Origin of the sequence: Streptococcus chenjunshii (assembly GCF_003086355.1) — a bacterium.
Lineage (GTDB): Bacteria > Bacillota > Bacilli > Lactobacillales > Streptococcaceae > Streptococcus > Streptococcus chenjunshii.
This window is the reverse complement of sequence record NZ_CP031733.1, coordinates 2125316-2142495: the sequence shown is the minus strand read 5'-3', so window position 1 is coordinate 2142495 and position 17180 is coordinate 2125316. Positions and strand designations below refer to the sequence as shown.

The 17180-nt window shown below is 44.5% G+C and carries 16 protein-coding genes; all 16 read left to right on the top strand.

The window, feature by feature from the left end:
- The first annotated feature begins 27 nt into the window (after positions 1-27).
- The 16 genes from DDV21_RS10260 (at position 28) to DDV21_RS10195 (ending at position 17180) form a co-directional block, all read left to right on the top strand.
- Positions 28-459, top strand: a complete 432-nt coding sequence (locus tag DDV21_RS10260; protein ID WP_116878159.1) for a hypothetical protein — start codon at positions 28-30, stop codon at positions 457-459.
- Positions 460-524: 65 nt separating this feature from the next.
- Positions 525-1679 (top strand): phage portal protein, encoded by a 1155-nt coding sequence (locus tag DDV21_RS10255; protein ID WP_116878160.1) that lies wholly within the window; start codon positions 525-527, stop codon positions 1677-1679.
- Entirely contained in the window at positions 1669-2391 is a 723-nt protein-coding gene (locus tag DDV21_RS10250) for a head maturation protease, ClpP-related (RefSeq protein WP_116878161.1), read from the top strand. Before DDV21_RS10255 ends, DDV21_RS10250 begins: the two co-directional genes overlap by 11 nt.
- 17 nt (positions 2392-2408) lie before the next feature.
- Positions 2409-3536 carry a phage major capsid protein gene (locus DDV21_RS10245; protein ID WP_116878162.1) on the top strand — a complete coding sequence of 376 codons (1128 nt, stop codon included), beginning with the start codon at positions 2409-2411 and terminating at the stop codon, positions 3534-3536.
- A 4-nt stretch (positions 3537-3540) separates the two neighbouring features.
- A complete protein-coding gene (locus DDV21_RS10240) occupies positions 3541-3825 on the top strand; it encodes a phage gp6-like head-tail connector protein (RefSeq protein ID WP_116878163.1) in 285 nt (94 codons plus the stop codon).
- Positions 3815-3979 (top strand): hypothetical protein, encoded by a 165-nt coding sequence (locus DDV21_RS11795; protein ID WP_162886313.1) that lies wholly within the window; start codon positions 3815-3817, stop codon positions 3977-3979. The genes DDV21_RS10240 and DDV21_RS11795 overlap by 11 nt, the downstream gene beginning before the upstream one ends.
- The gene (locus DDV21_RS10235) at positions 3957-4316 is read left to right on the top strand and encodes a phage head-tail adapter protein (RefSeq protein ID WP_116878164.1); all 360 of its coding nucleotides are present in this window, start codon (positions 3957-3959) and stop codon (positions 4314-4316) included. Before DDV21_RS11795 ends, DDV21_RS10235 begins: the two co-directional genes overlap by 23 nt.
- On the top strand, positions 4309-4707 hold the full coding sequence (locus DDV21_RS10230; protein ID WP_116878165.1) for a hypothetical protein: 399 nt from the start codon (positions 4309-4311) through the stop codon (positions 4705-4707). The genes DDV21_RS10235 and DDV21_RS10230 overlap by 8 nt, the downstream gene beginning before the upstream one ends.
- Entirely contained in the window at positions 4700-5080 is a 381-nt protein-coding gene (locus tag DDV21_RS10225) for a hypothetical protein (RefSeq protein ID WP_241964674.1), read from the top strand. The genes DDV21_RS10230 and DDV21_RS10225 overlap by 8 nt, the downstream gene beginning before the upstream one ends.
- An 18-nt stretch (positions 5081-5098) precedes the next feature.
- Positions 5099-5677, top strand: a complete 579-nt coding sequence (locus tag DDV21_RS10220; protein WP_116878166.1) for a major tail protein — start codon at positions 5099-5101, stop codon at positions 5675-5677.
- Positions 5678-5735: 58 nt separating this feature from the next.
- Positions 5736-6035 carry a phage tail assembly chaperone G gene (gpG, locus tag DDV21_RS10215; protein ID WP_116878167.1) on the top strand — a complete coding sequence of 100 codons (300 nt, stop codon included), beginning with the start codon at positions 5736-5738 and terminating at the stop codon, positions 6033-6035.
- Between the two features lie 65 nt (positions 6036-6100).
- A complete protein-coding gene (locus DDV21_RS12005) occupies positions 6101-6226 on the top strand; it encodes a hypothetical protein (RefSeq protein ID WP_259293363.1) in 126 nt (41 codons plus the stop codon).
- A gap of 12 nt (positions 6227-6238) precedes the next feature.
- On the top strand, positions 6239-10282 hold the full coding sequence (locus DDV21_RS10210; protein ID WP_116878168.1) for a phage tail tape measure protein: 4044 nt from the start codon (positions 6239-6241) through the stop codon (positions 10280-10282).
- The gene (locus DDV21_RS10205; RefSeq protein WP_116878169.1) at positions 10270-11775 is read left to right on the top strand and encodes a distal tail protein Dit; all 1506 of its coding nucleotides are present in this window, start codon (positions 10270-10272) and stop codon (positions 11773-11775) included. The genes DDV21_RS10210 and DDV21_RS10205 overlap by 13 nt, the downstream gene beginning before the upstream one ends.
- A complete protein-coding gene (locus tag DDV21_RS10200) occupies positions 11776-15192 on the top strand; it encodes a glucosaminidase domain-containing protein (protein ID WP_116878170.1) in 3417 nt (1138 codons plus the stop codon).
- A complete protein-coding gene (locus tag DDV21_RS10195; RefSeq protein WP_241964672.1) occupies positions 15192-17180 on the top strand; it encodes a DUF859 family phage minor structural protein in 1989 nt (662 codons plus the stop codon). Before DDV21_RS10200 ends, DDV21_RS10195 begins: the two co-directional genes overlap by 1 nt.

Sequence of the window (17180 nt, the reverse complement as noted above, 5' to 3'; positions counted from 1 at the left end):
CTATAATTGTTTTAGGAGGCAAAAGAAATGAAAAAGTTTTGTTGGATTTTATGTTTACTGGGATTTACAGTGTTTTTGGCTGGTTGCTCTGATATTGGGAAAAAACAAGAGCTTGAACCGCATTTTTACGTAAAAGTTTTAGCGGTAGAGTACGACTCCGGCGAAGTAAGGGTTGACGTGGAAATGGACTCAAGCGAAATAGCAAAGAGCCCTTTGCTGTACGGACCGGAAATGACGTTGAAAAATGCTGATGGTGATGATATTAAATTCAAACGCATTGAACTTGATAAAGGAACGGTTGACGGAGTGCACGGTGATGAAGAAGTGTGTGAGTCTGATTTTGTAGGTACCTACAGCAAGGGAGTGTTTACGGCTGTCTTCGGTGAAGATGATGTAATATCAAAGTCTTACACATTTAGTCTTGATTATGATGATAAGACTTTTACATGGAAAAGTTAAATAACCCTAAGCACCGTTTAGGTGCTTTTTTTGTGCCTAAAAAAACCTAGAAAGGGGGTGGTGCAATGGCCTTGTTCGAGTCCTTCTTTGGACTAATAAGGAAGAACAAAAGCCCTGATGTTAGCTATGATTTTGATGAGCTGTTTTCTGATCTCCAGCAAATCCACCTGAAGCTGTTAGCGATTGACAAAAACGCTGAATTTTTATCTCGGGTGTTCTCGCGGTCTGAATTTAATTACCGGGTCAATGACGAGCGCATGGATAATCAATGGTCTTATATCCTAAATGCTAAGCCAAATAAAAACGAAGCCGGCTCTAGGTTTTGGCAGAGACTTGTTTATAAGTTAATCACGCAAAATGAAGTGCTGGTTATCTTATCAGATGACGACCAGCTATTAATTGCGGACGCTTTTAATCATAAGGAATACGCAGTTTATGGTGATGTCTTTGAATCTGTGGTTGTAAAAAACTATCAGTTTAAGCGCAGTTTTAAAATGGACGAAGTCATTTATCTGCAATACAACAACAACCGACTAAGTCTATACTTAGATAAGCTGTTTGAAGATTATCAAAAGTTATATAGTCGGATGGTTGAGGCGCTTGCCAGAAATAACCAAATCCGCGGGACGCTTAAGGTCAAAGGTGCTAACCAGTTTAACAAAGAGCAAACTCAAACGCTTAAGAATTATAGCGAGCGACTGTTTGCTGCGTTTAAAGATAAGTCAGTTGCTATCGTGCCTATGATAGATCAGATAGAGTATGACGAACTGACAAACCGCGTTGGTGTATCTGATACCTCGATTGATGAGCTTAAAAAGCTGCGCCGGCAGTTTGAAGATGATGTCGCTGATTTGATAGGTATCCCGGTAGCCTTGCTGCATGGTGAGATTGCTGGTATTGAGGACGCTCAAAAGTCGTTTAACATGTACTGCCTTGAACCCTTGATAAAGCGCGTGGAAGATGAGCTAAACTCTAAAATCATTGACGCGGCAGATTATCAAAAGGGCGCTAAGATTGAGATAATCGGCGTCGAACGTCGAGACCTCTTCGAGTTAGCCTCTAGCATTGATAAGCTGATTTCTAGCGGTGCCTTTAACCGTAACGAAGTCAGAAAAGAGCTTGGCTATACAGCTATTGAGGGCGGAGATGAGTTTTTGATTACTAGAAACTATCAAGAATTTTACGAAGGGAAAGGGGGTGAGGTAGAGGGTGAAGATTGATATTAAAGGGACGATTGTTTCTAATGATGTTAAATGGTTTTATGATGAGTACGGTTTAACAGCAACAGCACCAAAAGACATTGTTTTGCCAGAAAACGGTGAGCCTGTGGAAGTCATCATCAATTCAGGCGGTGGTGATGTGTTTGCTGGCAGCGAGATTTATACAGCATTAAGAGATTATTCTGGAGCTGTCTCAATTAAGGTTGTTGGCATCGCAGCTAGTGCTGCCTCTGTGATAGCAATGGCAGGCGACAGTGTGGAAATTAGCCCGACAGCGCAAATGATGATACACAATGTGTCAACAGTTGCTGAAGGCGACCACAGGGAGCTAAAGCATGAAGCCGAAATCTTGGAGAATTATAACAAGTCTATTGCTAATGCTTATATCCTAAAGACTGGTCTGTCGCCGGACGAGCTATTAGATTTGATGGCTCAGGAAACTTGGCTGTCAGCCGGTCAAGCGGTTGAGAAAGGTTTTGCGGACAAAGTGATGTTTGCGGAAGACGAGCTGGCGCAGTTGGTTGCTGCTGCATCTGATGTCGTGCCAAATCAAATCATCTTAGCTCAAAAGCTAAGAAGTGAAGAACTAGACCGCTTTAAGCGAGAAGTCAGTGCTAGATTGGATAATCTGGAAAAACAGCTGGTTACTCAAAACGAAAATGAAAAAGAACCAAAAGAAGAGCCTAAAGGATTTAAGGCTTTTTTGTTTTAAAAAAGGAGAAAATTTAAATGACAATGAAATTATCGAATGAATTTAACGAAATCCGCCAAAAATTTATCGATGCGGTGGCGGCTGGAGAGCCTCAAGAAAAACAAAATGAACTTTACGGTGAAATGTTGGAGTCTATGTTTGACGAAGCAAAGAAAGTAGCGCACAAAGAAGTAGAAACGGCAATTGCTACTACCCCGCAAGAAGCTAAAATGACGGCCCGCGAACGTAAGTTTTTTAATGAAATTGACAAAACAGTAGCACCTGGATTTACTGAGTTAATTCCAGAAGAAACGGTTGACCGCATCTTTGAAGACTTAGTCACACAGCACCCATTGCTGGAGCATATCGGTCTTCGCAACGCTGGCCTGCGCATGAAGTTTATTGATTCTGAAACAGCAGGAGTGGCTGAATGGGGTGAGCTTTACGGCAAAATCAAAGGTCAATTGACTGCTAAATTCAGCCAGTCTAAAGCAATCCAGCTCAAGCTGACTGCTTTTGTGGTTATCCCTAAAGACGCTGAAAAATTCGGTCCTGCGTGGATTCAAACTTTTGTTACAACTCAAATTAACGAGGCCTTCGCAGTAGCTCTCGAAGCAGCATTTCTTAATGGTGACGGTAATAATAAACCTATCGGCCTGTCTAAATCTCTGACTGGTAAAGCGGTAGGCGAAATTACTACTTACAGCGATAAAGCCGCTACAGGAACCCTCACGTTTGCAGACGCAGCAACCACTGTTAAAGAATTGACGCTGGTACACAAACACCACTCCGTCAAGGAAGACGGTAAAACACCGGTTGCTGTTGAAGGCAATGTGGTTATGATTGTTAATCCGGCTGACGCTTGGGACGTTAAGAAACAGTACACATCGCTTAACGCGCAAGGTGTGTATGTGACTGCTTTGCCTTACAACTTGACGCTGATTGAGTCTGTAGCTCAAACGGCTAAGAAAGTAACTACGTTTGTTAAAGGCCGTTATGATGCTTATGTGGCCGGCGGAATTGAGCTTGGCCGCTACACCGAAACTTTCGCTATGGAAGACCTCAACCTTTACACTGCTAAGCAATTTGCTTACGGCCGTGCTAAAGATGAGCGCGCAGCGGCCGTGTGGACATTAGATGTTCCAGAACCGCTTCCGGGAGCATAAGCCTATGGCTGAACAACTGCATGCGCTATTAGGGGCTTTTAAACCCCGTATGCGCGTTTTTCACGACATGGAGGATTATAACCTATCCTTTATGTTAAAGAGCTCAGAAGAGGCCTTAAACAGCCTTCTGGGCGTTGATATGATGTCCAGCGATGCAGGCAAGGAATTAATCATGGAACGGGCTAGGTATGTTTATAATGACAGCCTCGATTTGTTTTATGATAATTTTAAAAACGAAATTGCCCGAATGGCTCTGACGACTTACAAGGAGGAAGACAGTGAAGGTTAAGGTTTTAAAAGATTTTAAAGACCTCAAAGAAAATCTTATTCGGCGTACCGGTGAAGAATTTGAGGCAAGCAAGAAGCGCTTTGATGAAATCAAAGCAAAATTACCCTCTTATGTGGAAGAGGTGAAGACTAATGCCAAGAAATCAAACAAATAACGGCGACCTTCGGACGCCTATTGTTTTTTATTCAGCAAAAATTAATGAGGGTATAGACGGCCGTGATGTTGCCTATGAGCAAGTTTATGCAACATTTGCGGAAGTTTATAACCCAAGCAACAAAGACATCACTATTGCAAATTCCATCAGTACCAAAGCTAGTTACACGGTTAAAATGCGAGACCCTTTAAATGCTTATCAACCTAGCAATAAGCACTATATAGAGATTAGGGATCCGCGCTTAATTGGGACTAAGTATCAAATCATTGATATTAGACCTAGTTTTGATGAGCGGCAGTTTTTAACTGTCGTTGTCGGGGGTGCTATCGATGGCTAGCGGTGCGAAATTAAAAGGTTATGATGAGTTAATCCGTAACATGGAAAAGAAGCTAGGTCCAGACAAGGTTAAGCGTGCGGTTAATAAGTCTTTAAGGGAGACTAGTAAGCTGATTGAGCCTGATTTTAAAGATGCTGTGTCCAGTTATAAAGACACCGGCGCGACTGTCAATGCAGTTGTGATATCAGGGGTTAAGCGTGATATGGGTATACCTAGTATTAAGCTAGGGTTTACCAGCCCGCGCTGGAATCTGGTCCATTTGCAGGAATTGGGTTACTCACGCAACCCATCACCTAGGGGATTTGGGGTAATTAGGCGCTTTTCCAACGAGCTGGAGGGTGTCTATCCTAAGCTAATTGCGGAGAAGTTGAAGGAGGAGTTCGGTGACTAAAGACATGCTCGAAACGCTTTATGCAAAATTAAAAGATGATAAGACCTTGCGTGATGTCACCATCAAGTCCTTTGTTCGTCCGGAAGGCTTAGCTATGGACGCGGCAAGCATTGTCATCATACCCATCATCAGCCCTGAACAGGCCGTGAGAGCCTCAAACACGAGCTTATCAAAGAAATTTGTTTATCAAATAAACGTTGAAAGCGTGGACCGCAAAGAGGCTAAAGACTTACAGCGGCGGGTTGAAAAGGTGATGGAAAGCTTAGGCTTTTACCAAATAGCTGGCGGTCTGGAAGATTTTATTAGTGATGTTAAGCGTTATGTGGACGCTAGGACCTATCGCGGTTTTAGTCCACTCTATGAAGATTATTAAAAATAAAAGGAGATACTAATGAGTTTAGTTGGTTTTAAGAAAATGGAAATCCGTGTTTTAGACGGCAAAGAGCCTACAGAAAATGAAAATGTTTTTTCCGTAGCTGGTGTGCAAGATAAGGGTGCAACTCAAACAGCGAATATCACTGGCCTGACGTCTGAACCGCAAAAGACTTATGGGTCTGACGTTGCCTATTTCTCCACTCAAAAAGGCGTGGGTGATGTTAAGGCAGAACTTGGTTTGATTGACCTGCCGTTTGATTTACAAAGTACGATTTTAGGCCGTGCCAAAGGCGAAGATGGTGTTGTTACAATCGGCGCTGACACAACAGCACCGTTCTGCTCGTTAACGCTGTTTTCGACGACAGCACAGGGTGAGGAAGTAGCGATCGGCTTCTTCAAGGGGCAATTCTCGATGGAGAGTATCGAAATTGAAACGCTGACTGGTGAAAACCCAGAACTAAAAACAGAGTCGCTTACGTTTACAGCCCTTGCGAGTGACGATGGCGACACAGCCGGCCAGTATGTCGGTATCGGCGTAGGTAAGGCAACAGTAGATACGTTGAGGCAAAAAGTAAAACTTACTGCAGCAGCGTAATTTTTTAGTACTGAGTGGAGCAGTCCACTCAGTGTTTTTTTGATATTAAGGAGTTAACATGGCAACTATTGAGATTAAGGTGCGTAACGAAAAAGGCCAAAAAGTAGCGTACGAAAATGATTATATGCCAGTCTCTAAATACCGTGAATATTTAGAGATGGAGGCGGATATCGCTAACAAAGGTTGGTCTGAAGCCGAAAAGTTAGATGTGCAATTAAAGTTTATCGCTAGTTTGTTTGAGGGTCTGACCGTTGAAGATATGTACAACGGCTTAGAAATGAGCGAATTGAATAAAATTATCGGTACAGTTTTTGTCAAACTGGTAGGGGGCGACCCTGACCCAAAAGCCGAAAAATAAAGCCGGATGAAGCACTGGATAAGTTTTACGGCTTTATTCGTAATGTCGTGAAGTCCGGTCTTGGCATGTCAATTAAAGATGTTATGGAGACAGACTGGCGGGACTTGCTCTCTATTTTAGACACGGCAGACGGCAAACCAAAAGAAAACAACGAAGTTATGAGCCTAGAAGAATTTATCGGCCAAATATAGGAAGGAGGAGCTATGCCATCAGGTACACCTTTAGGGAGTATGTTTATTGAGCTGGGGTTAGACACCAGCAAATTTTCAAGCGATGTTAACGGTGCTAAGCGCGCTGTTAATTTTTTTAAAGCAGAAACCAAAGCGCTGGACTCGGCGCTAAAAGGTAACGGTAACAATGTTAATCTGCTGCAGACTAAATACAAATCTTTGCAGCAAACTATAGACGCGCAGAAGAAGGTCTTAACAGGACTAAAGGCTAACTTTGATGAGCTTGAGCCCGGCACTGCCAAATGGGAGGCGGCCGCTGTGCAGATTGAGCGTGAAAATGCCAAACTGCAAGACCTAGAGGGTCAATTGCAGGCGGTATCTAAAGCCATGAGGGACGCAGCGAGCCAATCAGGCTTTACTGGCTGGCTACAATCCAGCGGGAAAAAGGTTGATGAGTTTGGGCAAAAGTTAAAGACTGCCGGTGATAATCTTAAATGGGTTAGTGCAGGTATGGCTGCGGGTGCTGGTTTTGCTATCAAGTCAGCAAGTGACTTTGAAAGCGCGTTTACCGGGGTCAAGAAGACGGTTGACGAAGTCAAAGACAGTAACGGTAACGTAACTTACTCTTACGAGCAACTGGCGCAAGGTATCCGAAACATGGCTAAGGAAATCCCGGCGTCTACAACCGAGATTGCAGCTGTAGCAGAGGCGGCAGGACAACTTGGCATTAAGACAGAAGACGTCTTGGCGTTTACCCGTGTAATGATTGACATGGGCGAGTCCACCAACCTATCTGCTAACGACGCAGCGCAAGCCCTTGCTAAGTTTGCCAACATCACCCAGATGTCACCGAGCAAATACCAAAATCTTGGCTCTGCTATTGTTGCGCTGGGTAATAATTTTGCGACGACTGAAAGCGATATTGTAAACATGGGTCTGCGCTTAGCTGGTACCGGGCATTTAGTAGGACTGACAGAGCCGCAGATTATGGGTCTGGCTACCGCTATGAGCTCTGTAGGTATCGAAGCTGAAGCTGGTGGGTCTGCCTTTAGCAAAGTCATGCAAAAGATTAACTCTGACGTTATGTCTGGCGGTGGCAATCTGGAGAAATTCGCAGAGACGGCCGGAATGAGTGCTTCTCAATTTGCGGAAGTCTGGAAGAAAGACCCGCAGCAAGCGATCACTGACTTTGTTAAAGGGTTAGGCAAGATTAAAGACGGCGGCGGTGATGTCACCGGAGCGCTAAAAGAGATGGGTATCAACTCTGTACGTGAGTTAGACACCATGCAACGTTTAGCGGGCGCTGGAGACCTCTTAAGCAAGTCATTTGAGACTGCAAACAAAGGCTTCAAGGAAAATACGGCTCTGACTAAAGAGGCGGAGAAACGCTATGAGACCTTCCAGAGCAAGTTAAAAATCTTTAAAAACAAACTTAATGATATAGGTATTGAGCTAGGCGGTCCGTTAATGCAAGCGGCGTCTGACGCATTGGACGCAATGAAGCCCCTGTTTAAGACCATTGAAAACATGGCTAAGGCGTACTCTAACGCCAGCCCGGAAATGAAACGTTTTATCGCTTATATGGTTGCTGGAACTGCTGCAGCGTCTCCTTTACTTAAAATTTTAGGCTCGACAACGTCTGGGGTTGGTAAGCTGATGAACGGCGTAGGCAAGTTAGCCGGTGGGCTTAAAGGTTTAATGGCAGTTAAGGATTTAGCGCCGGCTATGGGAGCAGTAACCACTGAAGCAACCGGGCTTACGTCTGCTGTTGGTTTGCTTGGCAACCCAGTGACTTGGGGTGTGCTTTTAGGCGGTGGTGCTTTATTGGCTATAACCGCTTGGTCTGAACATGCCAGAGAAGCTAAAAACCGGACGCAGGAATGGGGGACTGAAGTTAGCAAAACGCAAGCTAACGAGTTAAGCGAGTTTAAAGATAAGGTCGATGAAACTTCAAGGGCTATGGAAGGCTTCGGGACTGGCGGTACTCAAAATGTTAATGACGTTAAAAAAGCATTTAAAGAGCTAGCAGACGAAATCACAGCATTGACAGATGAAAAATTAGCGAAAGATTTAAAGCTGGCTGAAAAATGGGGTCTATCAGACGAGCAGAAGCAAGCTATGATAGATAACGCTAACCAGACAAAAGAAAACGTTCAGCGCATGTCTGATGAAGTCATTGAAATTTATAAAAATGCCAGTGACAACAACCGGAAATTATCCGCAGAAGAAAAAGAAATCATCTTAAATAACCAGAAAGAGCTTATCAGCAAACAACTTGAGATGATGGATTTGTCTAAAAAAGAACGGACAGCAATCCAAAAAGCCATGAACGGCGAACTTGACGAGCTTAACGAAACCCAGCTCAACAAAGCTTTGAGCACGACGCAAGACTGGCTAAAGAAAGAAAATAAGCTTTACAAAGACGCCAAAGACGAGCTTAAGCAGCTGCACAAGGACGGAGGCTTAAGTGACAAGGCATACAAAGAAGAACTTGAAAAACTAGAAGCGGACCACTTAGCCAAAATGGAAGCTTACGGTGATAAGTACATGGATTTGCGGAAGAAGATTGCTGAAGTAACAGGCAATCTTGACAACTCTGGCTATTGGACCACAGTAGAACAAGACATGGAAAAGTTAGGTTTGAGCTTTGATGATATGCAGAAAAAGCTTGAGGGATTTGCGGATGCGGCGGACAACACGTCCGGTTTAGTCGCCAAAAGCGTTGCTAACATGTCAGACGAAATGAGAGCGGCAAATATGCACTGGAACGGTCTTGTGTTAGACCCTAAAACAGGAGAAATCAAAACTAACGCTCAAGACGAAATCCAAAAAGCACTTGAGGCTGAGAACGGCTGGGAGAATCTCAAGTTCGACCTTAAAAACGCCAACCTTGAAACTAACGCTAAAATAGCAATCGGTGAAGCTCTAGTCGCGACTGGACAGTGGGACAGCTTAAGTCCAAAGGATAAAAAACTTATTACCGATAACAAGCCAACTCTTAAAGCTTTGATGTCCAGCAAAGACATGCTTAAGCAATGGAACGGCTTACCTGTTGAGGTCAAGAAGATACTAGCTGAAAACGAAAGCTTCTTGAATGACGCAGATGCAGCTAAAAAAGCGCTGGACACATGGAACCTGCTTCAACCGCAACAAAAAGAATTGCTGGCTAAAGATATGACTAGCGGTGATGTGGATAAAGCGCAGCAGGCTATTAACTCGCTGACGGGTAAAAGCGTAATCATTGACGCGGATAACCAGACAGAGCAAGGAGCACTTGAGGCTGGTATCACGGTTAACGGTGTTAAACAGGAGGTCCCAACCTCAATCAACGCAACGGATAACACCGGCGCGGCTGCAAGCAGTGCGAATAAAAGCGTTAACTCACCTAAGCAAAATACACCGGTTAAGCTTTTGGCTAGCAATTTAACAAAAGACGCTGTGGATAAAGCGACTAAAAGCGTTAATAGCGTTAAAGATAAGACCGTAACAATTAATGCTAGGGATAATGCCTCAAGCGTAATTGCAAATATCGCAAGCAGTCTAACCAATTTATCCAGTCAATTAATCAGCATCGGCGCAAGTGTTATTGCTAATGCTACAGGTACCAATTACCACCCCGGCGGATTAGCAATGGTTAACGACCAAAAGGGGCCTATGTATAAAGAAATGGTGACTTTACCATCTGGGCAGTCCTTTATCCCAGAAGGCAGGGACGTAGTCTTGCCACTGCCTAAAGGCTCTAAAGTCCTCAAGGCTAGTCGTACAAGGGACTTGATGTCTCGGTTGGGTGTCTCTAAGTACCAAAACGGTATAGGTATACCAGAGGACGCTAAGTTTTTAAAAGACTTAGAGCGTACGGATAGAAATGTTACCGTCGTATCCGGGGATAATCAAGGCAATGATGAGGTTATCCGGTTGTTAAGACAAATGCTGTTAGTCCTTAACAAAAAGGATAAGAACGGCACACAAGCCATTTACATGGATAAGCGTAAGGTCGGCGAAATCCTCAAAGAGGAAATGCAGCGAGCTGAGACGCAAGCCAAAAGATTGGAGGGAGATAGAGCATGGGCATTGTAACTATGACTTTTGACGGGTTAAAACTCGACGAAACTATCGAGATTAACGATATCCAAAGAGGCATAGGGAATGAACGGTCAATCACCAGTTCTGCCGCTCCAAAATTAGGGGTTAACCTCCAAAAAGTCAATACAGAGGCTAAAACAATTACTGTTGAGTTTAGTATCTGGTCTAAAGACCGTAACCGCGTTAAGCACCACTTAGCCGGCATATTTAACGTTGACGAACCTAAGCGCTTAATGTTTTCGGACGAGCCGGATAAGTACTATTTAGCTTTACCGATTAATGACATTGAGATGCTGGAGGTGTCTAACTACAGGTCTCAAGGCTCTATGGAGTTTTTAGTCCCGGACGGCACGGCACACAGTACAACGTACCGACGCTTTACAGATTACACCGAAGATAACGGCAAATACACCTTTGAGATTGATAATCAGGGCAACGTAGACGCGTTGCCTGTTATCACTTATCGAAACATTGACGAAAACGGATATATCGGTATCGTCAATAAAAACGGCGTCTTTGAGGCCGGCGATAGGGAAGAAGATGATGGAAAGATTGTGCAAAAGTCTCAAACACTGCTTAATTTTACCAATGATAAAATCATCGACTCTTTGAAACAAGGTACAGAAAGGGTTGGGATTACCAACGATAACAGCACAGAGACCGCTCGGACTGATATGGGGACCTTTAAAGGCACTTTTGGCCGGGACCATATAGGTATTTGGAACAGAGGGGTCTCTACTAGCCAGCCATGGATTACCTCGTCCATCACTTGGGAAATTCCAGCCGACCAAAACGGGGATAAAGGCAGTCTTTACGACTATATCTGGTGGCGGCAGATTTTCTATCCGGGTGACCTCAAACAGCGCGGTTTTATTAAAGTCACCGTGTCGGACGAAGATGACAAATTTCTGTACGGCTTTGAAACAATGAAGCGGTCAACTGGTCTCACTACGCATTACGCTTTAATCGTAAGAGACGAGGGCGCAGCATACGCTTATAAGGTGCAGCATGCTTGGCATTTTAACGCAACTGAAAAAGACGTTGACAATCCTTTTAATTCTGGTCGCGGTTACTCTGATGTTGTCCGGTCTGATGATAAAATCAGCGCTTATTGGTTCGGCTCTCGTAAAGACTTTACAGTCCCGGGTATCAAGGGTAAGAAGTCTAAAAAGGTGCATATTACCTTTGGACAGGCTAACGGGATTGATAGAGTAACTCATATGTACGTCGACGCGTTTAAGTATGTAAAAGACAAAATGAGTGTATGGGAAGATGTGCCTAATAAATTTTCTCCAGCCTCTGAAGTTGTGATGAACAGCGAGAACAACTCGCTAAGCGTTGATGGCATTGATAAGCTGGCTTTGCGTGTTGTCGGATCTGAATTTATGACAATTCCACCCGGCACGTCAGAGCTACAATTCAGGCAGTCTAGTTGGAATAAAACAAAACCTTTAATAGAGGTTGTTTTTGAGGAAAGGTGGTTATAAATGATTATTACCGTACATGATAATAAGCTTAATCAAGTAACCACCTTAGACAATAGCAAGCAAGGAACGCTCAACTTTGAGGCGGACCAGTGGCACAGATACTTAGAGACCGGCTCCTCAACTTATAACGTTACGGTTTTAAAAAAGCGGTTAGCGACTGATAAAAACGGTAAATATGCCTTCCAGCATTTAAAAGTCGGGGCGTTTTTGTCTTTTAAATATAAAGATAAAGACTATCTTTTTAAAATCATGCACATTAAAGAGGACGACGATAGCCTGCAAATTGAGTCTGAAGCGTTAAATCTAGAACTACTCAATGAGTACGCTAGAGCGTACACCGCTGAAAAAGCCTTATCGTTAGCGGAGTACTTAAAAGAGCTTAACATAGTTAACGTTAACAATAACCTGCAGATTGGTAAAAACGAAGTTGCAGACAAAAAGTTAACGTTAGAGTGGACGGCAGAGGAGAGTAAGCTCAAGCGCTTAATCTCTATTGCTCAAAATTTTGACGCGGAGCATGAATTTGAGATTGAGTTAACCGCTAATGGTAAAATCAAAAACTTTAAAGTCCACTTTTACAAACAAAATGACGGCGATAAAACACAGGGTGTCGGTAAGCTAAGGGAAGATGTTGTTTTGCGCGATGGCGATAATATCGAGTTTGTCCGAAAAACAGAGGACATAAACGAGCTCTTTAACATGACTCGGCCTAAGGGTAAGAAAAAAATCACAAAAACCCGAGTAGTTAAAAACGCTGTCACTAAATCAACTACGGTTGCTGCCAATCAAAAATACACCGGCGGAGCTATTAGATATGCTAACGGCTCGCTATCTGTTGCGCATATACAGGAGATTTTAACGCTCTGTGTAAAGCACAGCTTACTGCCGTCTGGTGTTATCTGTCAGCTCTATTTAGAGAGTTTTTGGGGGAACTCTGCAGTTGGCCGGGCGGATAACAACTGGTCGGGTATGACTGGCGGTGCTGGTGTTAGACCGTCAGGCGTTAGAGTTAGCACAGGGACATCAAGACCTGCAGCCGAGGGCGGCACCTACATGCGCTATGCTAGTGTATCGGATTTTTTAAAGGATTACACTTACCTGCTTGCCGAGCAAAAAGCCGGTAATGGTGCTAAATTTTATGGTGTCAAAGGGAAAAACAACATTACCGATTATACCAAAGGCCTCTTTCGGATCGGCGGGGCCTTGTATGATTATGCAGCTGCTGGATACAATCACTATATCAGCTTGATGGTGAGTATACAGCGGGGCGTTAATCAAAATAATGGTGACGTTTTGACTAAGCTTGACGCGCAATGGAAGAAACCGGTAACACCAGTAACAACTACTACCAACGGCAAAGGCGCACCAAATGCTAAACGGGTATTAACCCAGCTAGGCAGTCTCTTAAACCGGACACTAGGGAATGGGCAATGTTACGCTGTGGCAGCATGGTACGCGCAGCAGTTAGGCGGCCCCGGCCTTGGTGCTGGAATTAATGCGATATCTGGCTTGCGTGGTGGTGGTATTGCTGCCGCTTACATTGGTACGGATTATGCTTGGGGCAATTACAAATGGAGCGTTGAGGGTCAACCGATTACTGCCGCTAAAGTTAGAGCCGGCGGTATTGCTAATATCAGGCCTAACTACGGCAGTCCGTTTTGGACAGGTGTTTACGGGCATACGGTTGTTATCGAAAAAGTCTCTGGAAACACTATTACAGTACTTGAACAAAACTACGCCGGCAAGCAATCAGTCACCCGTAACAGCTACAACTTGCAGGCTTATATGGGCGGTATTTTGACTGTTTGTTACCCGCCGGAAATTGCAGCGGGCGGTGCAATTGACGCACAAGCCAGCACGCAAACCACCATCACTAATGCGGACGGGACAACGCAGATTGTGGAAGTCGTTACGCCTGAAGAAATTGAAATCACTGAAGAAATCGTTGACCTTTTTATCAGCAACGATACAAAGAAAGAGTACAAAAATGCAGCCGGACAGGTTGAATACAAAGTCGAAAACGGCTTTGTGTTTAGCCCGCTGTCCAAAGACCTTTATCCGGCCGTCTTTACCGGCGAAGAGGTTAACGATAACTATATCCGCCGGGACTTCGAGTATGAAATAGATACGGAAGAACGGCTGATAAGCGAGTCTATCGAAAAGCTTAAGAAATATGCCTTCCCACGGGTTGAGTATGAGGTCGAGGGGTATTTTGAGGGCTCAATTGGCGACACCTTTTTGATTGAGTCCGGGAACTTTTATCCTAAGCTAGCGCTTAAGGCTAGAGTATCGGAGCAAGTTATCAGCTTCGCAGACAGCCGTAATAATAAAACGGTATTTAGTAATTATAAAAAGCTAGACCTACGGACCTCAAATGATTTGCTATCCGAAATGTACCGAATGGTTGAGGACTCGAAACCTTACGAGATTACGCTGTTTACAAATAACGGTGTCGTTTTTAAAAACAATGAGGGCGAAAGCGTCTTAACAGCTAGCGTCTCAAAATCAGGCGTCGAGGAAGAAGACACTATCTTTATGTTTAAAGATGGTGATAGCCTTATCGGTATGGGTAAGCAGCTGACTGTCAAAGCAACAGACTTTGACCGTATCCTAAATGTGACGATTGAGGCTTACCTGCGTAACGAACTAATAGCCGGAGGGCAAGTCAGCTTTAGCAAGACCTTTGACGGCGAAGCACAGTTTACGCATATCGCTTATGCTAATAAAGCTGAGGACGGCTCTATCATTGACTTTTCTTTGACCGAGACCACAGATAGGGAATGGCTAGGCACGCTTACGGATAACAACCGCGAAGCTTCAGAAGACCCTAACTTGTATACATGGATTAAAGTAAGAGGCCCTAAAGGTGCTCTGGACGAAGAGCAAGTTGCTGAAATGACTGATAGGATTGACTCCAAAGCAGACGCACAGCTGACTATACAGCAACTAAACGCGCTCTACGAAGCGCAGGCGCTTGCTAGGGCGGAGATGGAAGCCAAAGCAAGTATTGACACAGTGGATCAGTGGATTGCTGCGTATATCGATTTTGTTAATGCTAATGAAGCGGACAAAGCTAAAGCAGAGCAAAACCTCATAGCAGCAGGCCAGCGCATAAGCATGTTAGAAACAGATGTTGGCGATATGGCGACGCGGTGGAATTTTATTGATACTTACATGAGCGCAAGCGAAGAGGGTTTGATTATCGGCCGGAACGACAGCTCGGCGACTATCAAGATAGCGGAAGACCGGATATCTATGTTTTCTGCCGGTTCTGAAGTCATGTATATCAGCCAGGGGGTAATCCACATTGAAAATGGTATCTTTTCTAAAACCGTGCAAATCGGCCGGTTTCGAGAGGAGCAGTACCACCTTAACCCGGATATGAACGTAATACGATATGTAGGAGGTCTTGTTTAATGGCATCAGGAAAATTTGGGGGTGCATACGGCAGTCATTTAACAATGTCTGTCTATTGGGGCACCGTCTCAAAAAGTATAGAAAACAACACCTCCCGGGTGCGTGTCTGGGCGACTTTATCCACAAGTGACTATGGGAGTGTGTACGGTGTGACAGCGCCTTTGACTATCAATATTAACGGCGGCGGCGCTATTGAGCAAGTTGCTGTTAATATTGGGGCAGGCAGCACTGCCACAATTTGGCAAAAAGAATACACTATTAATCACAATGCTGACGGGACTAAGTCCTTTAATATCAGCTTAACCTTAGCTCTTAATGTTGACGGGTACAGCTCCTGTACAGTGTCGCAAACAGCAACTTTAGGGACTATCCCCCGAGCTAGCGATGTGACGGTTAACAGCGTAACAATCGGCAGTGCCTTAAATATCAAGATTAACAGAGTATCAGACAACTTTAAGCACACGGTGCGTTATGGTTGGTATAACAAGACAGGAGTTATCGCAAGCAACATTGATACGTCCACGAGCTGGACGGTGCCGATGGATTTTTGTAACGATATGCCTAACTCTGCCAGCAGTTGGGGGACAATCTATGTTGATACCTACAGCGGCGGTACGCTGATAGGGACTAAGTCAGCCACCTTTACGGCGACTGTCCCGGCTAGTGTTAAGCCAACTTTCACCGGTTTTAGGCTGTCAGATACCAACGCCGCAGCGCAAAAGCTTATCCCTAACGATACGCACTATATACAGGTTATATCAAATATTCAAGTTGATTTTGACGGTGGTAAGGGTGTTTACGGCTCAAGCATAGCCGGGTACAAAGCTGAGATTGTTGGCAAAAACCAAAGCACCACAGTTAACGGCGGGACGCTTGGTCTAATGCCTTACAGCGGAGAGGTGACTGTTCGCGCTAGTGTCTTTGACAGCAGAGGCAGGCAGTCAGATGTTAAAGAGACTAAAGTCACTGTCTTAGAGTACTTCGCACCGACACTAAGCTTTGATGTGCAGCGTTCGGGCTCAACGTCTAGCACTTTTACAGTCAACCGTAACGCTCGTATAGCGGCGCTAAGTGTTGATGGCGAGCAAAAGAATGTAATGACTTTGTCATTTAAAGTCGCACAAAGAGGCAGCACTAGCTATACCACGGACTCCAGTCCGGCGTCTGGCTCTTGGCTAAGTCTCTCATCACTCACCAACTCACAAGCTAACTTATCCGGCACTTACGCAGCTAACAAGGCTTGGACGGTGATTGGCACGCTTGAGGATAGGTTTACTAAAACCGAATTTATGGCAAGCGTCGCTACGGAGTCGGTTGTGATGAGTTACGACACGTCAGGCGTCGGAATTAACAAAATCCGAGAACGTGGCGCTCTTGATGTCCGCGGTGATATCTACGCCAACGACTCACCTATCCAACAGCACGAATTAACCCGCAAAGACGGGCGATCACCTTATAATGCAGCTAATACACTTGATTTAAACACTTGTACGATTAATAAATTTTTTAGCGTCAACGTCCCAATTAACGGACCATCAGTTAGCGGTCCGAATGAGTTTTATGTGGCGGTCTACTCTGAAAGTGATAACTATTTATCGCAAATGCTTATCCAAAAGGGAACGGGCAACATATACACACGGACTCGGCACGGTGGTAATTGGACGAATTGGCTTAGTTTTGCTTCAGCAAGTCATAACAATTTGGTTAATTCAGGCTGGCAAACCGCCGGCATGTCCGTTAGTTGGGCAAAATATAAAAAGGTAGGTGATGTAGTTTACATAGATATACAGGTACCAGCCAACACCTCAAACCGGACGTTCGGCTATCTGCCGGCTGGCTATAGGCCTAGCCATGGCTTAATGCTGCCGGCTCAACGCTGGCGACTTGACGGTCTATCAGCTAATGTCCAAATTGAGGCTAACGGCGAAATTATCATACTTAACGCAAGTTCAGACACAGTCAAAGCACAGGTTAGCTTTTGCGTCTGA